The following is a 23,139-nucleotide window of genomic DNA, read 5'->3' as shown; positions in this document are numbered from 1 at the left end:
GCACCAGGCTGCCGCGCCTCATGACGGACAGCACTCGCGTCGCCCCGGAGTACAGCACGCACGGACACAGCCGGACGGCTCTGTTCCACGAGGTCGTCGCTGCCGAACTTGCCCGCAGGCCCCGACAGCTTCGTAGGATAAGCCAGGCTGCCCCAGGCGCCTCGCCGCAGGCGGTATCACGACGGACGCACGACAGGGAGCAGTAAGGGTGGCAGCAAGTCCTTTGCAGGTCCCCCTGCCACGAGCGTCCGACGAGGGAAGACGCCTCGACGCGGTCCGGCGCTACCAGATCCTGGACACGCCGCCGGACCGCGCGATCGACAGGATCGCAAGCCTGGCTGCCCGGATCTTCGACGCGCCCATGGCCACGGTGGCGATCGTGGACACCGACCGAGTGTGGTTCAAGGCCGCCCACGGACTGACCGGCGTCACGCAGATACGCCGCGATCCGGGCCTGTGTTCCTCCGCCGCCCTCCACGACGAACCCTATGTGGTCACCGACGCCGCGACCGATGCCCGCGCGCTCGCCAACCCCCTCGTCCGGGGCGACGTCGGCGCCCGCTTCTACGCCGCCGCGCCCATCACCACGGCCGACGGGCAGCGTCTGGGCACGGTCGACGTCCTCGACACCCGACCGCGCAAGCCGACCGATGTCCAACTCGAGCCCCTGCAGGACCTGGCCGCGCTGGTCATGGACGAACTCGAGCTGCGCCTGTCGGCCATCCGCACCGTCGCCGCCGAACGCGACCGGCGCACCGAAGCCGAACACCTCGCCCGGACTGTGCAGCGCACCCTGCTGCCCCCGGCCCTGCCGACGGCCCCCGGCCTGCAGACGGCAGCCGCCTACCACACGGCCTCCCCGCACGAGGTCGGCGGTGACTTCCACGACCTGTTCCCCCTCGACGACGGCCGCTGGGCCTTCTTCCTCGGGGACGTGTGCGGCAAGGGCGCCGAGGCCGCCGCGCTGACCTCGCTTACCCGTTACACCCTGCGCGCCGCCGCCATCCACGATCCCGACCCGTGCACCGCGCTGTCCAACCTCGACAGCGTCCTCAAGGGCGAGTACCAAGGCGGCGCCCCCCGCTACTGCACGGCGGTCTTCGGCGTGCTGCAGCCCCTTGCCGACGGCTCCTTCACCGTCACTCTCGCCGGCGGCGGGCACCCCTCGGCCCTCGCAGTACGCGCCAGCGGAAGGGTGGAACCGATCTCCACCGCCGGCGGCCAACTCGTGGGCATGCTGCCCGACCCCCAGTTCGTACAGACCACCACGCGGTTGTCACCGGGCGAGAGCCTTCTGCTCTACACGGACGGTCTCGCCGAGGCACGCACCCCGGATGGCACCATGCTCGACGAGGACGGACTCACCCAGCACCTGCTCTCCACGTACGTCCACGCCGAGGACCGCTCCGCCGACGGATTACTGGGCTCCGTCGAAACACTCCTGCACCTCCTGGGCGACGGCGTCAGCGACGACACCGCGCTGCTCGCCCTGCCCGTACCCGCACAGCCCGAACCCCGCAATCAGGAGAAACGGTGACCGAGCCCGAACACCTGCTGACCGTCACCCCGCGACAGACCCCCGCCGGTCCCTTCGTACTGGAGGTGACGGGTGAGTTGGACCACCACAGTGCCCCACTCCTGACCCAGGCCGTCAAAGAAGCCCCCTTCGACAGCCATGGTGTGATCATCGACCTGTCCGGGCTGACCTACTGCGACTCCACTGGAATCACGGTGCTCCTCACCGTCTACCAGCGGTCACGAGAAACCGGCTCACCGCTCAGCCTCGCCGGCGTCAACCCGGACCAGATGCGCGTCTTCCAGGTGGTCGGACTCGACCAGGTCTTCACCTTCCACGCCACCGCCCGGGAGGCCGTCTCCGCCCTGCAACGTTGACCCCGCGCCCCGCTGTCCACACGCTCGGTCTCCGACCGACCGCCGTACCGCAGTGCCCCGGCTGTGGACGCAGTGTCCGGTACGCGGTTGTCCGGCCACGCGGGAACACGACACGGGGATGCCGTGAGCAGGCCGGACCGCCAGGTCCAGGACATGAACCATGGTGACCACTTGTGTCCGGCGTTCACCGCCCGGCTCTGGAGAAGAGCCGGCTCGTGGTGTGAGGCTGATCCCGGGGAGTGGACACCCTGACAATGGACCTTGAAGGTCCAGGTAGGGGTGTCCAGGTGGGACGCAGGTCTTCGTACCCGGAGGAGTTCTGGAAGGACGCCGTCGCCTCGACCGGGCGGCAGGCGCCGGGCGCACCTGCACCGAAGGCCCGGTTCGAGCCGTTCCGCCGGATGCCGTACTACAGCCGGCGTCGCCGTCACTCCGCCCTCGGCCACCTCACACCCGTCGAGTTCGAACAGCGGCGGCTGGTCACTTCACGTACGCTGTCGCTTGCCGCATGAAATCCGGTGCCCACTCCCGGGGGTCGGCCTCAGGCCCCGTCGGACCCGACCGGCTGAACACGCACCCGGCCATGTTGCGCGACGCCCTGGCCCACATCGACGACCGCCCCGAGCGGCCCGTCACCGTCGCTGAACCACGCCCGCGGCACACGCGTCATCCGTCCACGCGCCGCAGTACGCCTTCGCCGGCACCTGGACACCCCGCCACTCACCCGCCGGCCACGGACTCCGGCTCCCACGGGCGCGGCCCCACGCCGTCCTGCCAGCGCAGGAGCTCCTGACCGTCCATGCACACGATGCCGCACTGCTCGGCGTATTCGATCGCGGGAGCGGTGAAGTCGCTGGTGGTGACCACGACGGCGACATCGGCCCCGTGAACGGTGAAGCACGTGCCGCCGAACCGCTGCATGTCCTGGGAACCGACCCGGTTGGCCTCGCAGTACCGCTTGCACTGGATGACGACCAGGCGCCCGTCCGGCGTCCTCGCCACGACGTCGGCACCCAGGTCACCGGCCCCGCCCACGACGTCCACGTCGAGGCAGCCGTCGCGTCGGCACAGCTCGGCTATCGCCTGCTCGAACTCGGTGGGGTCCAGCGCCTCATAGCCGATCTCCCCGGTGTCCGCGGACACCTCGTTCACGGGCTCAAGGAGGGGGACGGTCCGTTCCACCTCGAGGCGGCCGCCGCGGGCATCGGTCCGTGCTGCCACGGGTCCGGCGGCAGGAGTCGGTGGAGCGGTGTCGAGGGCTTCGACCGCCGTCTTCGTGGCCTCGTCCAGGGCTTCCGCGGCGTGGCGCGCGAGCCTCGCCGCCGATATCCTGCGCCTTCTGCGACAGGCGGCCACAACACCGCCGACGCCCACGAGGACGAGCGCGACGGCCCAGGCAGGACGGCGTTCGGCGGCGGCCGTCGCGGTACGGACAGCCGTGCCCGCCAATGTCAGGATGACGGCGAGAAGGACGAAGTACAGGGCCGTCGCCCGCAGTTCGAACCGGCGGGAGCGGCGCGCGGAGCGCGAAGCACGTGTGGGTACGGCCATGGTGATGCTTCCCCTCCAAGGACGACAACGAAGATCAAGAGGCGTCTGCCCAGGTACGGGAGGTTCTATCGAACCGGTGCGACCACCCGTTTCGCCGGGCTTCCGCACTGTCGGCGAGGCCCACGCCGCCGCCGGGTCGGCTGCGTCACCGCATGAGGAACCGCTGCCACTCGTACGGCTCCCGCGTGCGCCCGCCGAAGGCCGAGGACGTATGTGAGGTTGGTTCCCGGGAGTGGGCGCCGGGTTTCATGCGGCGAGTGGCAGCCAGTCGATGTGATCAGCCGCTGTTCGAATCCGGTCGGCGTGAGGCAGCCGAGCAGGCTGGCAGAAGAGGCCCGGCCAAAGCGGCCCGGCCGTCACCAGGGAGGCACGCCACTTGCCACAGACGATCAATCAGCGGCCCTCCTGTCACCAGGCCAGGGCGTGACGCGAGACTGTCCCGTCGCGATGCCCGGCGAGCAGACCTCGGCACGCGGACCTGCACGCGACGCCTTGATCGCCGGGATGCCTTTGTCATCCGGGACGGCCTCGTCCCTGCCGGCCGGCTCCCGGACACCTACCGAGTACGGTTTCGTCGCACCACGAAGCGCGGCCTGCCGACAGAGGCCCTCGCCGCTGCCATCGACATCTTCGAACACGCGGGGGAAGAGCCACTCCGTACCGGTCGCACAGACATGGCAGACAGGTCCTGGACGTTCATGCTCTTCCTCAGTGCCGCGACCACAGCAGTGGTGGCCTGCACAGGGGACACCCCGTGCAGGCAGCCCGCAGGCACCGGGCGACGACCGCAAGTGACGACAAACCTGCCTCTGCCAACGTCGGGCGGACCGCCGTGGCCGGAGGTCAGTCCGCGTACACGACGATCAGGCACAGAGCCGCGAACGGCACGACGGACGAGCCGAGCAGCGTCAGCACCGCCGGAACCGCCGCCGTCAGCCGCTCACTGCCCTTGCGCCGGCCCGAGCGGAACACCACGCGGGCCAGGACGAACGGCAGCGCCACGAGAGCGAGGAAGGTCACCGGGGCCGAGAGCCTGCTGAACGCGGTGGTGCCGGTGACCAGGTACCAGGCGGTCGTGCCGAAGACGATTACCGGGCCGGCCAGCAGGCCGAACGCAAGGACCGACGCCACGGCGACGGTCAGTCCTTCGGTCAGCCGCTCGGCACGCGCACGCCTCCGGCGCACTTCCGTTGTCCCGCTGTCCCCCATGCCCCTCCCCAGGTGCCACAGTCCGGTGTCGCCGGCGCTCCGGTCAAGCCGCTCAGCCTGTGGCCGCCAGGACGACAGCGCCGGGGCCCCCAGAGCCGCGGACACGATGATCTCATGGGCCCACCAGCCCACCAGCCCACCGGCCCACCAGCCCGTCGGCGTCCTGTGCGCCTCCGTACGGCTCTCGTCCGCTCGGCCGGCGCCCCGTTCCCCAGCCGGCCCCGCACCCGCTGGGCAACGCGCACCGTCCCCAGCGCTAACCGTCACGCGCTTCGTTCGACGTCACTCGCTTCGTGGATCCGAGCCCTCGCCGCAGCGCAGACCGACGGTGCGGGGCAGGCGGGCACTTCGCTCGAAGCCGCCGCCTCGGTGACAACGGGTGTGCCTTCGTGTCAGCTGTCGCGCCTCGGCTCATCCGGGGCCGGCGGGCTGTTCGGAGCGCGGCTGCTGCAGGTCTGCAGGTCGAACTCCAGGTGCTCGATGCCTGTGGAGCTGACCTCTTCCAGGCTGCCGGCGCGGCGGCCGCTGTCATGGCCGACACGACGATCGCCGCCCCGGGGCCGCGCTGCCGGTAGCCGTCCCCCCACTGCCAGGAAGTCTTCCGGGCCCAGGTCGGCGTTCACGCCGAGGTCGGCCATGGTGGCAGGGTGGGCGTCGCGCAGCCGCTGGTGCCAGGCATCGAGGTAGCGGCCGTTGTCGCAGCACACCCACGCCTCGATCGGACGCTGAAACGAGGGGAACAAAGCATGGCGACACCTGCGGGAGATCCGCTCGGCGATGCGGTGGGCAAGGGGGTGCAGGCGTCTGCTCCGGCGTGGCGCCTGGTGATGGCTGCGGCGGACACTGGGCGACGGCATGAGCTGCAACGGCGCAAGAAAGGAGGACCTGTCTCGCGAGCAGGCGTTGAGCGCGGCCGCTACCGTGACGCATCTCCTCGCGCCGGGTCTCTCTGCGGCTTTGAGGGCGGAGGCGGCCGTCCGGAACGCCTGGCGCGGCCCCGTGGAGCGGAGTGGTGAACACGGTCGAGTTGCTCCTCGACCAGGAGACCGAGCGCAGGGTCCGGCATGTCTGGGAGCATCTGGCCGCGCGAGGAGAGCCCAGCCAGACGCACCACGGTCATCCGACGAACCGGCCCCATCTGACACTGGCAGCGGTCGGCTCCCTGACCGCTGCGGCGGAGGAGGAGCTACGGGTGCTGTTGGGCGGCCTGGACTGTCCCGCCGTCCTCGACGGGCTCGTGCGCTTCTCCGGCCGCACGCACGTGCTCGCCTGGCGCGTACGGCGCGTCCCCGAACTCCTCGCCGTGCACGCCGCCGTCCACGACGCGCTTCTCGCCACGGGGTGCGAGCCGGACCACCCCCTGCTCCTGCCAAAGACCTGGCAGCCGCACATCACCCTCGGCCGCAGTCGCCGACCGGCGTGGAACATGCCGGACGGCCGGCTCCTGCCGCCCGGTCTGCACGACAAGCCCGTGCGCGGCCGCTTCGTCACCGCACGCATCTACGACTCGCGCACCCGCACCGTCACTTCACTCCCACCCGGGTGAAGACCGCCGGAGACCGCCGATACGGAAGCGTGACACGCCCGGAAGCAGAAAGCAGGAAGCAGGAAGCACAGTGTGTGCGGCATCGTTCGGGCGGCGACCGCGATCACTGCGGCATCCATTTTCGTCCAGGCCGAGGAAGACACCCAGGTCCTCCATGTCGGACACCCCCGTTCTCGTGTCTCCGACGTCAAGGACTGCCGGGGATGGGTGACACCGGCGGATCCGAAGGGGAACGAGTCCTGCGTCGAGCGCGGCGCCGCCGAACATACGGCCTGACGGCTCAGCGGCCCCCGGGCCCCGGACCCCCACCCTGCGGTCTGTCCTCGCCAACCGGAAGGAGCGGAGTCCAGGGCAGTGCCGTGCGCCAGCCATCGCCGCCGCGCATCCAGTCCCCGATGACCTTGGCCACCGGCTCGGGCCCGACGATGTCCCCCCGCCACGGCACATGCGCCTCGAAGTGCAGGTGGTCACCGCCCTCGCGGTACTCGACCTGGTAACTGAAATCGGCGTTCAGGTGGACCTGCATGAAGTGCTGGTCCACGGGTTCCCTGTCGGTCCGCTCGACGATCACGAACGGGTGCGACAGATTCATGTCGGCGAGCAGGTCATGGACGTCCACCTCCGACGGGTCGTCGATGGACTTCCCCCCGGCTTCGGTGGCCCGGATCAACGGCTTGGTCATGCAGGCGACTGTAGAGGTGCGGTCCGACAGTCTGGCCGCTCAGTCGGCCAATTCCAGTGCCAGGCGCCTCGAGGAAGGCACGACCATCGTGATCATCACACACGACCGGGGCATCGTCACGGCCACGGAAACGGGCCGCTCGTGGGCCGGTTCGGTTTCCCGCAACCTGGCGGCCAGATCGGACACCAGGGTCGGGGCAACTGCTCGGGCGGGATTGGGACAGGCGCAAACCGTGTCGGCATGCCGTCTTTGTGCGCGCAGTCAACGGTACAGCGACTTCCTCGTCCCTGCCCGTGCCCTCGGCGACGTCAACCAGAGCTGAGGCGAGGAATCAATCTTGAATGTGCGAGCGGAGCAAGGCGAAACCCTCACTCTCGTCACCTCGACCGTGCCGGGCGAGGAGGCGCCCGGAGAACTCTGGCGCCGACCGGTCTTCGGCCTTTGCGTATGGGCGGATCTTCGGCCTTTGCGTATGGGCGAACCAGCGCGATCGCTTCTTCGGCCCTCCCCCACCCCTCCAACAGCTCGGCCATGGTCCCGGCCGCCTTCCACCGACCCGTGGCGACGTACGGGGCGAGCAGGTCCAACGCCTGCGCTTGGTGGTTCTTCCCCCCAAGCAGCCGTGCCTGCTCTCGCGGACAGAACCACTCCCCGAGGCCGGCCAGGAACTCCACCTCCTCGGCATGACCGAGCTCGAAGAGTCGGGCGACCGGATGCGGGGGAACACAGCCGGAGAGCGCCCAGGCCCGGCAGTCAAGATCAGCGGCGTCCATGGGGCCGCACCGCAATGCCCGACTCCGACACCGATCGGTCCTAGGGACAGCCGTCGCCGGGCTCCACCTCCCCTGCGGCCGGGCCCGACGATTGGCCAACGAAGTGGCCGGACACGCTTCCCGGGATGAGCGGCTGTGTCGTGGCGCAGATGGGCCAGCACCAGCAGAGCCTGCCGGTCCCCGGTGAGCCGGCGCCTCCCACGCTCCAGGCACCGGGGGACAGCAGACGGGCCGGGTGGTGCAGCGTCGAACTGGACAGATCGGTCCCCGGTGGGTGGACAAGCACATGATGGCCAGGGCGGACAGGTTGATCCCGGTCGACGATCCACCTACCAGGAGCTTCACCTCTTCTCCAACGCCACCCCGCGCCAACCGGCCAGCGCTTCAACCGGGTCGGCAACAACCCAGTGTCCTGTTGGGGCGTTCGGGAAATCAGTCCGGACGCGTGCCGGACGACGGTCCGACGGGCGGGACGACCGAGCGGCTTGCTTCCAGCGCCTCGTGCGGAAGCTCGAAGAAACCGTCAATCCCGAGGTGGGGCCGGCCTTCCGCGGCTCTCGTCCGGGGCGCGTCATTACACCGAGGGCTTGCTCGCGAACACCCACCGGTTGCCCTCCAGTGCGTCGTTCTGCTCGGGCAGCGGGCCGCGCCCGAGCCTCCGGGTGAAGTCGAAGGGGGTGTGGACCGATGTGGACCAGCCTCTGTCCGCCAGGTCCCCGGCGGAGTCGGGCCGCGGCTCTCCGTCGAAAAGGCTCAGCAGGTCGATGCCGATCTGTTCTTTTGTCGCGGTGTAGAGCGGGCTGTCGCGATACTCCAGCAAGTCTTTCTCGATCTTGACCTCAAAGGCCAGAGCACTCCCGTCCGTACTCAACCGGTCCACCGTGTCGATGAGATGGATCTCGGCGGCGCGGGGCAGGTAGAACAGCAACCCCTCCGCCAGCCACGCTGTCGGTGCGGTCGCGTCGAAGCCGGCGTCGGTCAGTGCTCCCACCCAGTCGGCACGCAGATCGATCGGAATCGGTACGCGCGCCGCCCTCGGAGTGGCTGACAAGCCGCTGAGCACATCATGCTTGAACGCCAGCACACCTTCCCTCTCGATCTCGAAGATTACGCAGCGCGCGGGCCAGTCGAGCCGGAACGCCCGGGAATCCAGTCCCGCGCCGAGCAGGACCACCTGGCGTGCGCCCGCCTGCACCGACCGGAGAAGAAAGTCGTCGAGCACTCTCGTGCGCAGACCGAAGTAACGCGCGAAGCGCCCCCACAGGGGGTTCGCGTCCCCGTCCGGAACCTGGTGCATCCGGACAGGCCAGCCTGCGGACGCGGATGCAGCGAGCACGAAGTGCTCCGCGTAGACATCCCGTGCCAGGCTGTCGTCGCGGTGGGTCTCGATAGCCCGTGCCGCAGCGACCATGAGAGCAGTCACACCTACTCCTCCGTCCACGCCTCCCGTCCCGGGGCCCCCTTGCGCTGTGCCGACCATGTGTCCTCCTTGGAAAATGCGAGATCATGAGAAGGGAGAGGGAAGACGCTGCCGAACACCCCGGTGGACGTCAGACGGCCGTCGGGCCGAGCCGGTCGGACAGGCAGCGGCGTGCGTCGAAGAGCTCACGCATCAGCTTCCGCTCTCCGGAATCAGGACGGGTTTGACCACGCGGCCCGCATCGCAATCGCGTTCGGCCTCGTTGATGTCGGTGAGCGGGTACGTACGGATCAGCTGGTCGAAGGGGAACCATCCGGCCTGCCACAGTGCCGTCAGCCTCGGAATCAGAAGTCCGGGAACCGCGTCTCCCTCGCAGATGTGGGAGATTCGCCGGCCCCGGTCCAGTGCCCCCGGTTCGAGTGGCAACGTGGTATGGAGCCGCGCCACCAGCCCGAGGTGACCGGTTGGGCGCAGGGCCCGGAGCGCGTCGTTGATCAGTTGGGCGGAGCCCGTGGTGTCCAGTGCGTACTGCGCGCCCCCGTCGGTCAGTCGCCGGATGTGGCCGGGCAGGTCGGACGATGCGGCGTGCAGCGGGAGCGCGTGGAACCGTTCGGCGAGGGTCAGCCGTTCGGGGTGTCGGTCGACGGCCACGGTCACCGCCCCGGCGGCCGTGGCCGCCAGCACCGCGGCCAAACCCACCGCTCCCGCGCCGAAGACAGCGACGGTCTCTCCGGGACCGACGCCGAAGGAGTTCAAAACCGCCCCGGCACCGGTGAGGAAGCCGCAGCCGAGCGGCCCGAGCAGTTCGAGAGGCAGTGAGGGATCGACCCGGACGGCGTTGCGGGCCAGGACCATCGCGTACTCGGCGAACGAGGACTGGCCGAACCACCGGGGAGCCAGTTCGCTCCCAGCCGTGTCGATGAACCGCGCCGCGTTCTCCCCGCGCCCTCCGAACAGGTTGAGCGAGGCGAAGGAGTCGCAGTAGGCGGGAGCCGCGCCCCTGCAGTTACGGCAATGTCCGCAGGAGTCGAAGCTCAGCACGACATGGTCGCCGACACTCAGCCCCGTGTCCGGGCCGCCCGTCTCCACCACGACCCCGGCACCCTCGTGGCCGAGCACCGCCGGCAGCGGCGAACGGCCCCCTGGACGCCGGACGGCGAGATCTGTCCGACACATCCCGCAGCCCGCGATGCGGACCAGGACCTCGCCGCTGGCCGGTCCCGCGTCCAGGGTCACCTCCTCCACGGCGAAGGGGCTTTCGTACGAGCGCAGTACCGCCGCGCCGAACTTCACGGTCGTGCCTCCTCCGGGCGGTGTACGACGAACGGTCTGAGATTGCCGTAGAGCCCCCATGGCCCTCCCGCGACACCGACACCGCTCTCCTTGGCACCCGCGAAGGGCTGGGCGAGGGACAGTTCGGCGTGATGGTTGATCCACACAGTCCCGCACTCCAGCCGGTCGGCCACCGCCTCGGCCCGGTCGAGGTCGGTCCCCCATACCGAGCCGCCCAGCCCGAAACCGGTGTTGTTGGCGGCCTCGACGACTTCGTCAAGGCTTCCGTACGGCAGCACCGGCAGGACCGGGCCGAACTGCTCCTCCGTCACCACCGGGCTGCCGGCCGGCACGTCGGCCAGAATCGTCGGAGTGAAGAAGTAACCCGGCCGGTCCAGTCGGCAGCCACCGGCCGCGACTCGAGCACCGTCTGCCAGAGCCTGGTTCGTGTAGCGCTCGACGCGGGCCAGTTGCGGGGCGTTGTTGACCGGCCCCAGCTGGGAACCGGGGTCGAGCCCGGGGCCGACGACAACGGTCTTCGCGCGCTGCGCGAGTGCCTCGACCACCTCGGAACAGAGCCGGACCGGAGCGTAGACACGCTTGACCGCCATGCAGACCTGCCCGCAGTTGCGGAACGCCGCCCAGAACAGCCGGTCCGCGATCTCCTCCACATCCACGTCCTCCAGCAGAATCGCGGCGTCATTACCACCCAGTTCCAGGGTGACCCGAGCGAGCGAGGCCACCGCCCCCTCCGCGACGGCCCGCCCTGTGGGGGCCGAACCGGTGAAGGTCACGTGGCGGATCCCCGGATGGGAGGCGAGGCGGGCACCGAGGGGTTCGCGGCCGGTGACGATCGTCAGTACGTCCTCAGGGAGGGCGGCTGAGACGACGGACCCCAGCAGCCGCGTGGCGAGGGGCGTGTGCGGGGAGGGCTTGAGCACCATCGTGTTGCCTGCGGCGAGCGCCGGTGCGAACTTCGCCGATGCCAGCTGAAGAGGAAAGTTCCACGGGACGATCGCTGCGACGGGCCCGAGCGATCGCCAGCGGATCTCGCTGCGTACCGCTCGGCCGTCCGCGAGCCGCTGAGGTCCGTAATCCATTTCGGCGAAATAGCGCAGACGGGCGGCCGTACGGGCGACCTCGGCGTGCGATTCGGCCAGAGGCTTGCCCTGCTCACGGGTGAGCAGGGGCGCGAGATCGGCCCCGGCCGCCTCCACGGCGTCGGCTGCCGCAAGCAACGCGGTCGTACGGGCGACAGGGTCGTCCCGCCAGCTGCGCCAGGCGGCGTGGGCCCGGTCGACGACGGTGTCCAACTCGTCCGGCTGCCGGTCGGGAGCCGTGTCGAAACCCTCGCCCGTCGCCGGATCGACGACGACGAAGTGCCCTCCGTGGGTTCCGGGCACGCCGCGGGAAAGCCTTGCCTCCATGCCGACGGTCAGCTCGTGGCGACGACGGCTGCGTGTTCCCGGACACGCCGGTCCATCTCCGTCCGAAAGGCGGCCACCAGCTGCGGCTGAATCCGGCCGGCGCTGCGGTCGCCCCCCTCGCACACCGCCCCGCGCACCCCCACGATGTCCGTGTTCATGCGGGCCAGCTCGCCCAGGTCGCCGATCTTGACGCTGCCTGCGAGGGCTGCGAGCAGACCGGCCTCATGGGCCAGCCGCACGAACTCCGCGCAGACGTCCGGCGGGGTGTGGTCGAACAGCCGTGTCCCGTCCTTGATCGCGGTGTCGAGCATGGCCCCGTCGGAGCCGGAACGGCGGGCGATGTCGGGGAGTGCGAGCGGGTTGACGCAACCGATCCGGTGGGCGTCGGCGTACCCCGAGGCGACGACGAACGCATCCGGTCGATGGTCCTTCACCGCCCGGACGACTCCTCGCATGACATCGACGGCCTGTTCGGGCGTCGTGCATCCGTAGAGGCCGACCTTGATGTACGTGGCTCCGGAGACAGCCGCGCCGAGCGCCGCCTGGGCCACTGTGCCGGGCTTGTACGGTACGTCCCCTACCGTGGCGGATACCGGCTTGTCCGCCGGGACCACGTCGCGGATCGCCTTGATGACCCACGGGAAGTTCGCACCGAGCGAACCCTCGTCGGGCTTCTTGACATCGACGATGTCGAGGTGCTCCGCCGCCTTCGCGCAGTCGAGAGCCTCCTCGACGCTGTCCGGAGAGATGAGAAGCAACAACGTAGGCTCCTTCCACCACACGTCCGCCTGCCGAGGGGCAGGGGTGCGCAGTCGCCAGGATCACTTGCGGTCACCTCATCATCACTGCAGTCCGTGACCTCGGGCAGAGCGCGCGGAGTCCTAACGGGGCGTCGCCATGCCATGTGCACCCCCTCAGTGCGCCGTCCACGCCTGCTCGAAGGCCGTCGCGGTGTCGAGGAGGGCCGTTGTTGAGCCGTCCCGATCCAGGCGTTGGAGGACCCGGCCCCTTCCCAGGGATATCGCACGTTCGCGACACGCCGGGTCCGCCGCGGTCGTCCGGTGAAGTGGTGCCGCGCCTGGTTCGCGAGGACCGGAAACGACTGCGGGCACGGTACCGGTGACCGTGTGGGTGTCTGCGTCGCATGATCACCGAGCGAGCCCGTGCCCGCATCCGAGTCTTCTCCGGTGCCTCGCGGCCTGGGTCAACCGGCCCGGCCGGAACCGGACGCACCGCTGCCCGTGGCGGTGGCGACCGTGCTGACCGGGGCGAAGTCCCTGAGTGTGATCGGCGACATGTGGTGAGGTCGAGATCGCGCATCCGGCCGACGGCCTGCGTGGCGTGGTGGAGGCCGTCGCCTCCCTGCCGGCAGACGCGGAAGGTCTTGTGGTTCTTCATGCGCCGATGACGTGCTCGACGCGGACGCGGTGGCGCCGGGTACCGGCCGCCGCCACCAGGAGTCGGGTCTTCGCATCCACGACGACCTGAACGTTCACCGAGAAGCGGTAGGTGCAGGAGGGGAGACGCGCAGCTTCCGGTCCGGTCCGGGTTCCTGACGTGTCCGGCCTGCTCACATGCTCGATCAGGCCCGGGCAACGCCGGTTGCTGTCGGCATGCAACGAAGCCGGGCGGGCAGACGGAGGTTCGGAACGGGAGGAAACATGAGCTTGACGGTGGAGTCGACCGAGCGGCCGGAAGCAAAGACCGACCGGTGCGGTGGGTGCGGCGGTCACGCCACCTCTCCTGGGGAAGAGGCGTCGGAGACCCCACGTGAGCGCGTCAATCGCCGGTGGAACGAGATCATGCAGGAGACGCGCGTCGCTCAGACGGGAGTCCAGATCCTCTTCGGCTTCCTGCTCAGCGTCGCCTTCACTCCCCTCTTCCACGACTTGGGCACGTTCGACCACGTCGTCTACGTCATCACGGTGCTGTCGGGCGCGGCGGCGACCGCATCCCTGATAGCGCCGGTGTCGATCCACCGCTTCCTGTCCGGGCAGCGCATGAAGGACGAGATGGTGGAGGTGGCGCACCGGCTCATGATGTGCGGCATGGCTCTGCTGGCCGTGACGATCGGCTGCACCCTGCTCCTGATCCTGCACGTTGTCGTACCGGGCCTCATGGCGAAGCTGCTTGTCGGCGCGGTGATGCTGTGGTTCGCCCTGTCCTGGTACGCCCTCCCCCTGTGGCTGCGCCGTCGCTCGACCCGCCGAGCGGCACAGCAGGACTCTTCCTGACGGATGCTCTGCAGGCATCGCTTCGATTACTTGTCCGTCGACAGTTTCCGCCTCACCGCCGACAATCTGGAGGTAGCGCGCACAGGCCTGCCACCAGCGCTGCGAGGCCTTGCCCCAGACGGCTTGGAAAAAGTTGCAGGTGCGGGTGAGCCGGGGTTTCCGGCCGATGTCGGCGATGTCGAAGCCGGTTGCGGCCGACACCAGGCTGCCGTTGGAGACGTTCACCCGCGCCGCTGCCGCCGACCGGACGTGAGGAAACCCCCCGGCCCTGGACCACAGAGCCGGAGGGCTTTCCTGCCCAGGCCCGCTTCACCCCGAACGGGCAGGACTCCCCACGCTGCGGTCCCTGCCCAGCAGCGAGCTCCACGCTGTGCGGGGCGGCCCTGCCATGTTCGCCGTCACCGTCCGCGCAGGGAAGGCCCGCACGGTGCCGCAGGCCCCGAAGGGCCTCGGCGGTGAACAGGCCTGTTGCAGACGTGCTGCCGGACGGGCCCGGCGGCACGGAGGTCACCACCGTCGCCGACAGGGCGAGCAACCTCATCCATTCCGCATGTGCGTCCGCCTCACCCGGTGGAGACGGCCTGCCGGCGTTTCACGGTCTTCACGGGATGAAAGGGGCGGCGGAGCGGGCACGCTCCCACATGCCGGGCAACTGTTCCTCGGGACGCTGCTGCTCGCCGTGCAGGGCGTTGAGGATCACCAGGCATCCGGTCAGGGCCGGCACCGCCCATTGCGCGTAGGCCAGCTGCCGCCGGGCCTTGTCGATGTCGATGGGGTGCTGCTCCGCCTTTTCGACGTCCTGTGGGTCGGTCGAGGAGGCCAGCTCGACCTTCTTGCCCAGAACGCGGGCGTAAGCGGTGGCGGCCAGGGCCCCGGCGGTGACGACGGTCTTGGCCGTAGTGGAGGCGGCCACACCCTTCTGTGCGGCAATCCGGTGGGTGTTCGCCACGAGCAGGCCGCCGCCGCCGAAGAGGTGCGCACCGATGGCAGCGGCGTTGACCGGCGTCCACTTCGCCCAACCCGACGAAGCGATCAGTGCCTTGGCCTGGTCCGTTCCGCCTTCCTCCTTGGCCGCGCCGTTCAGACCGACCGCGCCCATGAGTGAACCGCCGAACCAGGCTGCCAGGCCCAGGTCGTGCAGGCTGCGGATCCAGGTATTGCGTTCGGACACGAGAGTGCTCCTTCGAAAGGTGGTGAGCTGACAGGAACATCGAGCACTCCTCCACCCTCACCCGGCCCTGCTCCCGCCGCCATCACTGCTGACCCGGGCGGGTGATCCGCTTGCGTATGGCAACTCGTCAGGCGGAACCGTGTCCGGGCTCGGATCCAGGCGGTCCCTCCGTTGCCGCAGGAGGTTTTTACGGTGGTCCGTACTGCTCGGGCGCATCCAGAGCCACGGAGCACCCGGCGTGCTCCGCAGGCGGGTCCTCACCTTCCGGCGCGGGTCTGCCCACCGGCGTCGGCCCGAAGGCGCGGCTGTCGCCGCGTACGTACGCCGGGCCACGGGTCCAGGGCGATCCCGACGGTGAGTCGCACAGCTCGCGCGGCGCCGGCGAAGTACTCAACGCCACCGGCGGCACCCCATTGCCCCGGCCACCGGTGGCGCCTGCTCGCTCCCTCTTGACCTGCGGGTCAGAGGAGGTCGCGGGCAATGGTCTCGTTCCACGTGCGGGAGAACACCCGGCGCCCGCCCTCGTATCCGTCGAGGGTGGCGTCCACGAAGAACCGTTTCTCGTCGCACGTGAGCCGGGTGTGCGTCTCCACCCGCACATCCCAGCCGGCACGCCGGAAACGCATGGTCCAGGTGGACTCACCGGTGGCGGACGTGAAGTCCTCGGCGACGGAGGCATAGCGTTCGCAGGCCCGGCGGCCGACATCCAGGCCGATGTCCTCGAAGCGGACCAGACCCCGGTCCTTGACGATCTCCAGCCCGGCGTTGTATCCGACGAGGTCACGCGTGACCAGCCAGCGCTCCTCCGGGTCCGTCAGTTGAGTGGTGTCCAGCGGCGGGGTGCCCTCCGGCTCGCCGAACGCGTTCCGTGGCAGCCCGTCGGGCGCGGTCACGGGACGGACGGGCAGTGTGAGCGTGCTGGATTTCTCGTACACGCTCAGCAGCACCGGCCGGGGCGGCGGCCAGGCCAGGGGCCAGTACGACGTGGAGAGCGACAGCCGGATGCGGTGCCCACGCGGAAAGGACTGCGCCACGGCGTTGAGGTCGACAGTGGCCCGGTAGCGGCGGCCGGGTTCCAGCGCCTCGGGGGCGGCCCTGCCGTCGAGGCGGGTGAGGTTCAGGACACCATACGAGACACGGGTGGCGCTGCCGTCCGGCGCCACGTCGGACAGCCTCGCGGCGACCGTCGCGACCGGTTCGCTGACGGACACGTCCAATCCGACGGTGACAGGGCCCAGGATCTCCACCGGTTCGGTGAGCGGTTCGGTGTCGAACACCAGCGAGCCGCCGTCCTCCTCACGCTGGTCGTAGGGGAGGTCCGGAGGCGCGTTGTACGAGGCCCACTTGCCCGCGAACTGACCGACGGACAGCGGGGACTGTACCGTCATCGGCTCTCTCTCCCCGGCGCCGCCTGCAGGTTTCGCCGCAGTGTCGCCCGGTGCGCCGATGCGGTGCCGGGTGAGGGGATACGTCACGCGCTCGACGTTCGGCGACGGCCAGCTCGGCTCGCCGACCCAACGGCCCGGCCGTTCCTCGTACGACGTCGAGGGCGGCACGCTCTCCTGCATCCAGGTCTGGAGCATCGGGCCGTCCATGACGCCGTTGTCGGCTCCCTTGAGCCAGTGGTCCCACCAGCGCACGACCTCCTGGAGGTAGCCGATGGCCGGGCCGGGCTCGCCCAGGTGCGGGAACTTGTGCGACCAGGGACCGATCAGCCCCTTGCGCGGTACATCGAGACGGCCGAGCAGCCGCATCACCGCGTTCGAGTACCCGTCGGCCCACCCACTGGACGCGAGCACCGGGCAGCGCACGGCCTCGTAGTCCTCGCAGACCGAGGCGTGCCGCCAGTACTCGTCGCGGCGCTGGTGACGCAGCCACTCCACCACCCACGGTCGGGTGTTCTCCAGGCGTTCGTGCCACATCTCGCGCCAGCGCTCCCCGACCACGGCCGGATCGGGTGGGCAGGTGGCGTAGGCGAACATGGTGCCCGCCTCGGCCAGATTGTCGGACAGCATGGCGCCGCCCATGTAGTGCATGTCGTCGGCGTAGCGGTCGTCGGTGAAGGAGGCGATGACGATCGCCCGCAGGCTCGGCGGCTGCCGGGCCGCGACCTGGAGCGCCGCGAACGCGCCCCAGGACAGGCCCATCATGCCGGTGGCGCCGTCGCACCAGGGCTGGTCGGCGATCCAGGCGAGAACGTCTTCCGCGTCGCGCTGCTCCTGCTCCAGGTACTCGTCCTTCAGCACTCCCTCGGAGTCACCCGTGCCGCGCAGGTCGACGCGCACACAGGCGTAGCCGTGGCCGGCGAGGTAGGGGTGGTGCATGGAGTCGCGTACGGCCGTCAGGTCGCGTTTGCGGTACGGGATGTATTCGAGGATGGCGGGCACCGGTTCGTCGTCGGACGAGACGGGACGCCAGATGCGTGCCGACAGCCGGGTGCCGTCGGACATGGGGATGACGACGTGTTCTTCTTCCTTCGTCGCCGAAGGGAGGTTGGTCACGTAGCGCATGCGGCCGGGTCTCTCCTTTCCTCATGGTGTGGCCCCGGTGGGAAGCGACCGGGGCCGGTCCGCCGGGCTCCGGCGGTCAGGGGTTCTTCTCGCCCCGCCCGCCGGGGCGCGTCTCGTCGAAGGCCAGGCCCAGCGCGGCCACACAGCGGTCGAACTTGTCCCGCAAGTCCCTTTCACTGTCACCGCCGGTGAAGATGTGGGCAACTTCGTAGCTGTAACTGTCCTGGCCGGGGGAATCGGACAGCCGCTGCCCCTCGGCAGGCACCATGTCGATGCGTACACCCGGGATCTCCCGCTCCACGCGCGCGATGTCCTGCGGCGTCGGTACGTTGTGCACGGTGCCGTCCGCGAACCAGCGGTAGTACCACTTCGCTGCCATCGCATAGCGGCCGGCGCGGTGCGGCAGCGCGGGGTCCCGGTCCAGAGCGAGGGCGATCATGCTGTGGTGATTGGGGATACCGTCGACGTAGTGGAACATCTCCGCGTGCGACTGGGAGTGCCGGGGGTTGATCTCCAGCAGGTTGATCTCGTCCTGCCGCGGGTCGTAGAAGTACTCGACGCTGAAGGTCGCCGCCTCCATGCCTATCTGCCGCATCACCCGCTCGGTCACCTCACGCAGCCTGCGCAGCACGGGCTCGGGGAGCATGGACGGGTACTGGTGGCGCAGGAAGCTGGACGAGTCCGGGTAGTTGATGGAGTCCAGCACGCCGTAGACCGTGACCTCGCCCCGGTTGACGTATCCCTCCACCGCCACCTGGACACCCTCGATGGCCTCCTCGGCCAGGCAGACCTGACCGCCCACACCCTCCATCTCGGGCGGCAGGTCGAGCCGGGCGAGGATGGCCTCGAAGGGCCGCCCCACGCGGGCGATGCCCGAGCGGATTTCCTCGACGGCCGCACGGAACTCCTCCTGGTCCTTCACACCGAAAGCCAGCTCCGACGAATACGACAGCGCGGGCTTGAGCCACATCGGGAAGGTCACGCCGTCCGGTGGCACGGGGTCGTCGGACTCCAGATCGACCATGCCGAAGCGCGGATGCCTGTCGGTGACCTTCTGCTGCTCCAGTCGACTCCAGTACTTGTGCTCGCACTTGACGACGGACTCCAGGCTTGTGCTGCGGGTCCCGTACCGCTCGGCCAGTATCGGGACGAGGGTGCTCACGGGGAAGTCCCAGTAACCGACGATCGCGTCGATGCTCTCCTCGAAGGCGTCGAGCACCCCTTCGGCCTTCTTCAGCAGACCGTCCAGGGAGACCTCGCCGGCCTGAAGCTCCTCGATGGTGAGCAGCCGATGGAACTGCAGCGACTGGGCGCCCGGCACCTCGTGCAGCGTCGGGAGGTTGGACTCCTCAAGACCGATCACAAAGACGTTCTTCTTCTCCACGGCTCCTCTTCCGGTTGACTCGCGCTGTTTGCGGACTCGCGTTGTCGTCTAACCCCGGAAGACGCCCGGCAATCAAAATGGCCGCCGGCAATCGGAACGCTTCCCTCCGGGTAGACCCGTCCTCACGCTCTCGCCCGTCGGAAGACGTCTGGCACGCACGCTCGCGATGTCGTCGTCAGCCGCCCACGTACGGCCGCGCCGCGCCCGCCCCCGCCCTCGGCCCGGCGTATGCGGCTTTCGGTGGGGCCGGGTACGGAATGTGATGGGAGGTTGCGCGGTTCCGTCACGCATGACCGCCTCTCCCCCGGCCACAACACACCCACCCCGCTTCCCCTGGGAGTGCTTGAGCCGGTCCGGTGCGGGTCAGGTCAGGTCAGGTCACCGTCGGTACCAACGGCCACGGTCACCGCCGGTGGCGGTGGAGCGCATCACGAAGCCCAGCAGCCGCAGCACCGGCACCAGCACCAGCACGGCGAGGGCCGTCCACCACAGAATCCTGACAGCGAGACCCGTGCCGAAAAGGATCACCGCGAGAAGCAGAACAAGAAGCAGGGGAGGCACAGTTGTCGACCTCCTGCGGCTCCGCCCGTCCTGCCGACGCCCCTCCATCCCTGGGGCGCCTTGTTTGTGAAGGAGTAGCCGGGGCACAAGCGGCTTTACCGCGACAGCGGCACCAAAGGATATGAGGAGGCGTGTTCCATGACTGCCGGCGAGAAGGCCAAGGCGAAGACCGAACAGGCCGAGGGAAAGGCCAAGGAGGCTCTGGGAAGCGCCCTCGGCAACGACCGCATGGTCGCCGAGGGACAGGCGCAGAAGAGCAGGGGCGACGCCCGTGAGGCCAAGGAAAAGGCCAAGGACGCCTTCAAGCACTGACGCGTTGTACGGGTCGAGGGTCTTCCCGGAAGAATTCGGGAGGACCCTCGATTTGCTGCGGAGAACACCACGCGCCTATTGCGCTCCGGGCGTTCGTCGTCGGCAGTCACAATCCCAGCCGCACGGGAGGCCGGCGAGCCGTGATCACCCGTCTCGGCGACACGGTGCCCTCCTCCGCACGGCCGGTTTCCCTGGCGTCCGGAAGTGGCCGCTGCACGATGCACGCGGTCCTTGCGCGGTCTGTCCCCGCCGCGCCGCTCCCCTCCCCGGGGCCGGCTGCGCATGTTCAGGGTGCCGTTGGAGTCAGGACCGAGCGGCGGAGTGGCTGTCGGGGTGGAGAGGAAAGATCCGGTCGAGGCCGGCGACGCGCACGCGCAGTGTGCGGAAAGGGACGGCTGCGAGCGCGATGTCGGCCTGGGCGGCGTGGGCGTGGTCGCGGGCTGCGATCAGGGCGGTGAGTCCGCCGGGGTCACGGAGTTCCGTGCCTGTCAGGTCCAGGATGAGGCGCCGGCCTGGCTGGAGGGTGAGCGTGGTGAGCAACTCACGTAGTTCGGACGCGTTGTGCAGCGAGTTCACCGGTGATCTCCAGAACGGGACCGGTGGCGGTGTCTCGGGCAGTACTCCTCAGCGGGCTCATCATGGATTCGTCATCTGTGGGTTGGAGGGCGGGAACACCGAGGGCGAGTAGGGCGGTGTCGTCGTCGAGGCCGTCGCCGAAGCCGTCCAGCAGGCCGGTCAGGGCCTGGATGACGGCCTGCGGAGGTGTGCCGGCGTGGTCGGTGGCGAAGGCGAGGAGCGCTTCGTCTCCGAACAGGGCGGTGCGGTCCTTGCCGGTGCGGGCTTCGGTGATGCCGTCGGTGTAAAGCAGCAGAGTGTCGCCGGGAGCGAGGACGGTGGTGGCGCTGACGAAACGCGCGGAGGACAGGACCCCGACGAGGAGGCCGCCGGGGGTGGGCAGGAAGTCGGCTGTGCCGTCTGCGCGCAGGATGAGAGCCGGGGGGTGGCCGCCCGAGGCGAGGCGGACGGCGACCTTCCCCGTTGTGGGGTCCGGTTCGAGGGTGCCGAAGACGGTGGTGCAGTAGCGCGGGTCGCCATTGCCGGCGTAACGCTCGTGGAGCACCTTGTTGAGGGTCGACAAAGCGGAGACGGGGCCGGGGTCGTGCAGGGCGGCGGCACGCAGGGTGTAGCGGGTCAGTGAGGTGACCGCGGCGGCCTGGGGGCCTTTGCCGCAAACGTCGCCGAGGAAGAAGGCGAAACGTTTGCCGTCGACGGGGAAGACGTCGTAGAAGTCGCCGCCGAGCCGCTCGGGGGAGGCGGTGTGGTAGTGGGCGGCTGTCTCCACTCCGGGGACCGGCGGCAGGGTGGCGGGCAGCAGTGACTGCTGGAGTACGGAGAGGACGTCTTGCAGCCGGGCGCGGTCGGCCTCCGCCTGTTTGCGTGCTTCTTCGGCGGCTTTCCGGCCGCGCAGGAGTTCCTCTTCGTAGGCACGGCGGTCGCGGGCGTCGAAGACGGTGGTACGGATCAGCAGCGGTTCGCCGCCGCCGCCCTGTTTGACCACGGAGGAGACCAGCACCGGCATGCGTCCGCCATCGGCCTGTCTGATCTCCAGGGCGATGCCGCCGATTTCGCCCTGCATCCACAGCAGCGGCGCGAAGTGCGTCTCGTGGTACAGCTTGCCGCCCACGGTCAGCAAGTCGGTGAACCGCATCCGGCCCACCACCGCCTCCCGCCCCAAGCCGAGCCATCCCAGCAGCGTGGCGTTGATCTTCGCGATGGTGCCGTCCATCAGTGTGGAGAGATACCCGCACGGCGCGCTCTCGTACAGTTCCTCGGCGCTGTCCTCCAGCAGCGCGGCGAACGCCGCGTTCGCCGTTTCCTCGTCGCCTGTGCCCTGCGGGTCGGGCTGCTGCCCGGGTCGGCACATCAGCGCAGGCCGGCCAGAAAAGCGGTGATCGCCTCGTTGGTGGCCTCCGGCGCGGACAGGTGCGGACAGTGCCCGGTCGCGTCGAGAGTGACCAGCGTCGAGCCGGGGATCTCCTGGTGGACGAAGGCCCCGACCTCGCGGGGGGCGATGACGTCCTGGGTGCATTCCAGCACCAGCGTCGGCACCCGCACTGTTTTCAGATCGTCCCTCGAGTCCGACAGGAACGTGGCCCGGGCGAAGACACGTGCCATGTCCGGGTCGGTGGCGCAGAAACTGTTCGTCAGCTCCTCACCGAGCTCGGGCCGCTCCGCGTTCCCCATGATCACCGGTGCCATCGCCGCCGACCAGCCCAGATAGTTCGACTCCAAGGACGCCAGCAGTTCGTCGATGTCCTCGGCGCTGAACCCGCCCCGGTAACCGTCGTCGTCGATGTACCGCGGAGACGGGGCGACCATCACCAGCGCCCCGATGCGCTCCGAAGCCATGCCTGCGGCCAGCACCCCGGTCATCGCGCTGACCGAGTGCCCCACGAACACCGCATCGCGCAGGTCGAACGCTTCGCACACCTCCACCACATCCCGGGCGTACCCGTCCAGCGAGGCGTAACGGTCCTCCGAGAAAGCGGACGGATCCGCACGGCCCGAACCCACGTAGTCGAACAGCACCACCTCGTACTCCTCGACCAGAGCCGGCACCGTCAGCCGCCACATGTTCTGATCACAGCCGAACCCGTGAGCCAGCACCACCGTCCGCCCCTGTGGGTTGCCGATGACGTTGACATTGTTCCTGCGGCCGATGTCCATCCGGCCAGTCTCCCAGGTTCCGCTCGCCCTTCCGCCCCGGCTGCGAACCATTGTCCGACCCGCACAACGCTCTCACAAAGACGAACGGCCCACTTCCTCACGGGTACGCCGCGACCAACCGTCAGCGGGCGATCCCGCGGACACGGTGGTTGATGAGGTGACGTGCGTACCGCCCTGCCCACGCTGCCCGCCTCGCAGCGGCGCATGCCGACGCCTCCCTTTCCGCACGCCTCCGCCGCGCCCCTGCTCACCGTCAAGAGCCACATCCGACGACAGCGGACCGCCCTGCGCCTGGCCGCCCGGCTATACGGCCAGGCGCACACCGTCGCCCGGGAAACCGGCAAGTACGCCGCCGCTCACTTCCACCTGCGCGAGCCCACCGGCTGGCCGGCTTCTGCGGCAGCGGCAGCGCGGGCTCGAGGACTCGGGAAATCGTCGGCCCACTGGTGGACTGCTGTGTGCCCGCC

Annotated in this window: 19 protein-coding genes and 2 pseudogenes; 6 read left to right on the top strand and 15 right to left on the bottom strand. The window is 69.5% G+C overall.

What is annotated here, in order from left to right:
* Nucleotides 1-208: 208 nt before the first annotated feature.
* The 3 genes and pseudogenes from ACWZEH_RS33750 to ACWZEH_RS33740 all read left to right on the top strand — a co-directional run.
* The gene (locus ACWZEH_RS33750) at nucleotides 209-1,537 is read left to right on the top strand and encodes a PP2C family protein-serine/threonine phosphatase (protein ID WP_456194854.1); all 1,329 of its coding nucleotides are present in this window, start codon (nucleotides 209-211) and stop codon (nucleotides 1,535-1,537) included.
* A complete protein-coding gene (locus ACWZEH_RS33745) occupies nucleotides 1,534-1,893 on the top strand; it encodes an STAS domain-containing protein (RefSeq protein ID WP_456194853.1) in 360 nt (119 codons plus the stop codon). Before ACWZEH_RS33750 ends, ACWZEH_RS33745 begins: the two co-directional genes overlap by 4 nt.
* 374 nt (nucleotides 1,894-2,267) lie before the next feature.
* Nucleotides 2,268-2,405: pseudogene (locus ACWZEH_RS33740) on the top strand (IS3-like element ISRhosp1 family transposase); the annotation flags it as partial.
* A 208-nt stretch (nucleotides 2,406-2,613) separates the two neighbouring features.
* Here ACWZEH_RS33740 and ACWZEH_RS33735 read toward each other — a convergent pair.
* The 3 genes and pseudogenes from ACWZEH_RS33735 to ACWZEH_RS33725 form a co-directional block, all read right to left on the bottom strand.
* Nucleotides 2,614-3,444 carry a restriction endonuclease gene (locus ACWZEH_RS33735; protein WP_456194852.1) on the bottom strand — a complete coding sequence of 277 codons (831 nt, stop codon included), beginning with the start codon at nucleotides 3,442-3,444 and terminating at the stop codon, nucleotides 2,614-2,616.
* Between the two features lie 843 nt (nucleotides 3,445-4,287).
* The gene (locus ACWZEH_RS33730) at nucleotides 4,288-4,629 is read right to left on the bottom strand and encodes a hypothetical protein (protein WP_456194851.1); all 342 of its coding nucleotides are present in this window, start codon (nucleotides 4,627-4,629) and stop codon (nucleotides 4,288-4,290) included.
* Between the two features lie 546 nt (nucleotides 4,630-5,175).
* Nucleotides 5,176-5,378, bottom strand: a pseudogene (locus tag ACWZEH_RS33725) (hypothetical protein); the annotation flags it as partial.
* Between the two features lie 287 nt (nucleotides 5,379-5,665).
* Here ACWZEH_RS33725 and ACWZEH_RS33720 point away from each other — a divergent pair.
* On the top strand, nucleotides 5,666-6,199 hold the full coding sequence (locus ACWZEH_RS33720; RefSeq protein WP_456194850.1) for a 2'-5' RNA ligase family protein: 534 nt from the start codon (nucleotides 5,666-5,668) through the stop codon (nucleotides 6,197-6,199).
* Between the two features lie 280 nt (nucleotides 6,200-6,479).
* Here ACWZEH_RS33720 and ACWZEH_RS33715 read toward each other — a convergent pair whose 3' ends face one another.
* From ACWZEH_RS33715 to ACWZEH_RS33695, 5 genes are all read right to left on the bottom strand, one after another.
* Complete coding sequence (locus ACWZEH_RS33715) at nucleotides 6,480-6,881, bottom strand: hypothetical protein (RefSeq protein ID WP_456194849.1); 402 nt, start codon at nucleotides 6,879-6,881, stop codon at nucleotides 6,480-6,482.
* A 1,347-nt stretch (nucleotides 6,882-8,228) separates the two neighbouring features.
* Nucleotides 8,229-9,134, bottom strand: a complete 906-nt coding sequence (locus tag ACWZEH_RS33710) for a class I SAM-dependent methyltransferase (RefSeq protein WP_456194848.1) — start codon at nucleotides 9,132-9,134, stop codon at nucleotides 8,229-8,231.
* 132 nt (nucleotides 9,135-9,266) lie between these two features.
* Nucleotides 9,267-10,367 (bottom strand): alcohol dehydrogenase catalytic domain-containing protein, encoded by a 1,101-nt coding sequence (locus tag ACWZEH_RS33705; RefSeq protein WP_456194847.1) that lies wholly within the window; start codon nucleotides 10,365-10,367, stop codon nucleotides 9,267-9,269.
* Nucleotides 10,364-11,773 carry an aldehyde dehydrogenase family protein gene (locus ACWZEH_RS33700; RefSeq protein WP_456194846.1) on the bottom strand — a complete coding sequence of 470 codons (1,410 nt, stop codon included), beginning with the start codon at nucleotides 11,771-11,773 and terminating at the stop codon, nucleotides 10,364-10,366. The genes ACWZEH_RS33705 and ACWZEH_RS33700 overlap by 4 nt, the downstream gene beginning before the upstream one ends.
* An 8-nt stretch (nucleotides 11,774-11,781) precedes the next feature.
* Complete coding sequence (locus ACWZEH_RS33695; protein WP_456194845.1) at nucleotides 11,782-12,534, bottom strand: (5-formylfuran-3-yl)methyl phosphate synthase; 753 nt, start codon at nucleotides 12,532-12,534, stop codon at nucleotides 11,782-11,784.
* A 900-nt stretch (nucleotides 12,535-13,434) separates the two neighbouring features.
* On the opposite strand from ACWZEH_RS33695, the gene ACWZEH_RS33690 reads away from it, so the two are divergent.
* Nucleotides 13,435-14,007 carry a DUF6328 family protein gene (locus tag ACWZEH_RS33690; RefSeq protein WP_456194844.1) on the top strand — a complete coding sequence of 191 codons (573 nt, stop codon included), beginning with the start codon at nucleotides 13,435-13,437 and terminating at the stop codon, nucleotides 14,005-14,007.
* Between the two features lie 601 nt (nucleotides 14,008-14,608).
* Here ACWZEH_RS33690 and ACWZEH_RS33685 read toward each other — a convergent pair.
* The 4 genes from ACWZEH_RS33685 to ACWZEH_RS33670 all read right to left on the bottom strand — a co-directional run bounded on the left by ACWZEH_RS33685 (nucleotide 14,609) and on the right by ACWZEH_RS33670 (nucleotide 19,681).
* Nucleotides 14,609-15,178, bottom strand: coding sequence for a hypothetical protein (locus ACWZEH_RS33685; protein ID WP_456194843.1), 570 nt, complete (start codon nucleotides 15,176-15,178; stop codon nucleotides 14,609-14,611).
* A 461-nt stretch (nucleotides 15,179-15,639) separates the two neighbouring features.
* The gene (locus ACWZEH_RS33680; protein ID WP_456194842.1) at nucleotides 15,640-17,688 is read right to left on the bottom strand and encodes a CocE/NonD family hydrolase; all 2,049 of its coding nucleotides are present in this window, start codon (nucleotides 17,686-17,688) and stop codon (nucleotides 15,640-15,642) included.
* Between the two features lie 76 nt (nucleotides 17,689-17,764).
* Nucleotides 17,765-19,072 carry an ATP-grasp domain-containing protein gene (locus ACWZEH_RS33675; RefSeq protein WP_456194841.1) on the bottom strand — a complete coding sequence of 436 codons (1,308 nt, stop codon included), beginning with the start codon at nucleotides 19,070-19,072 and terminating at the stop codon, nucleotides 17,765-17,767.
* Nucleotides 19,073-19,450: 378 nt separating this feature from the next.
* Complete coding sequence (locus tag ACWZEH_RS33670) at nucleotides 19,451-19,681, bottom strand: hydrophobic protein (protein WP_456194840.1); 231 nt, start codon at nucleotides 19,679-19,681, stop codon at nucleotides 19,451-19,453.
* 90 nt (nucleotides 19,682-19,771) lie between these two features.
* Here ACWZEH_RS33670 and ACWZEH_RS33665 point away from each other — a divergent pair, with 90 nt between their 5' ends.
* A complete protein-coding gene (locus tag ACWZEH_RS33665) occupies nucleotides 19,772-19,945 on the top strand; it encodes a CsbD family protein (RefSeq protein WP_456194839.1) in 174 nt (57 codons plus the stop codon).
* 303 nt (nucleotides 19,946-20,248) lie between these two features.
* Here ACWZEH_RS33665 and ACWZEH_RS33660 read toward each other — a convergent pair whose 3' ends face one another.
* From ACWZEH_RS33660 to ACWZEH_RS33650, 3 genes are read right to left on the bottom strand one after another with little or no spacing between them, the layout of a single operon-like run.
* Nucleotides 20,249-20,521, bottom strand: a complete 273-nt coding sequence (locus ACWZEH_RS33660; protein ID WP_456194838.1) for an STAS domain-containing protein — start codon at nucleotides 20,519-20,521, stop codon at nucleotides 20,249-20,251.
* Nucleotides 20,487-21,869, bottom strand: a complete 1,383-nt coding sequence (locus ACWZEH_RS33655) for a PP2C family protein-serine/threonine phosphatase (protein ID WP_456194837.1) — start codon at nucleotides 21,867-21,869, stop codon at nucleotides 20,487-20,489. The genes ACWZEH_RS33660 and ACWZEH_RS33655 overlap by 35 nt, the downstream gene beginning before the upstream one ends.
* Nucleotides 21,869-22,672 carry an alpha/beta fold hydrolase gene (locus ACWZEH_RS33650; protein ID WP_456194836.1) on the bottom strand — a complete coding sequence of 268 codons (804 nt, stop codon included), beginning with the start codon at nucleotides 22,670-22,672 and terminating at the stop codon, nucleotides 21,869-21,871. Before ACWZEH_RS33650 ends, ACWZEH_RS33655 begins: the two co-directional genes overlap by 1 nt.
* Nucleotides 22,673-23,139: the final 467 nt, after the last annotated feature.

Source organism: Streptomyces yamdrokensis (assembly GCF_053890455.1).
This window is presented reverse-complemented; position numbering and strand designations above follow the sequence as displayed.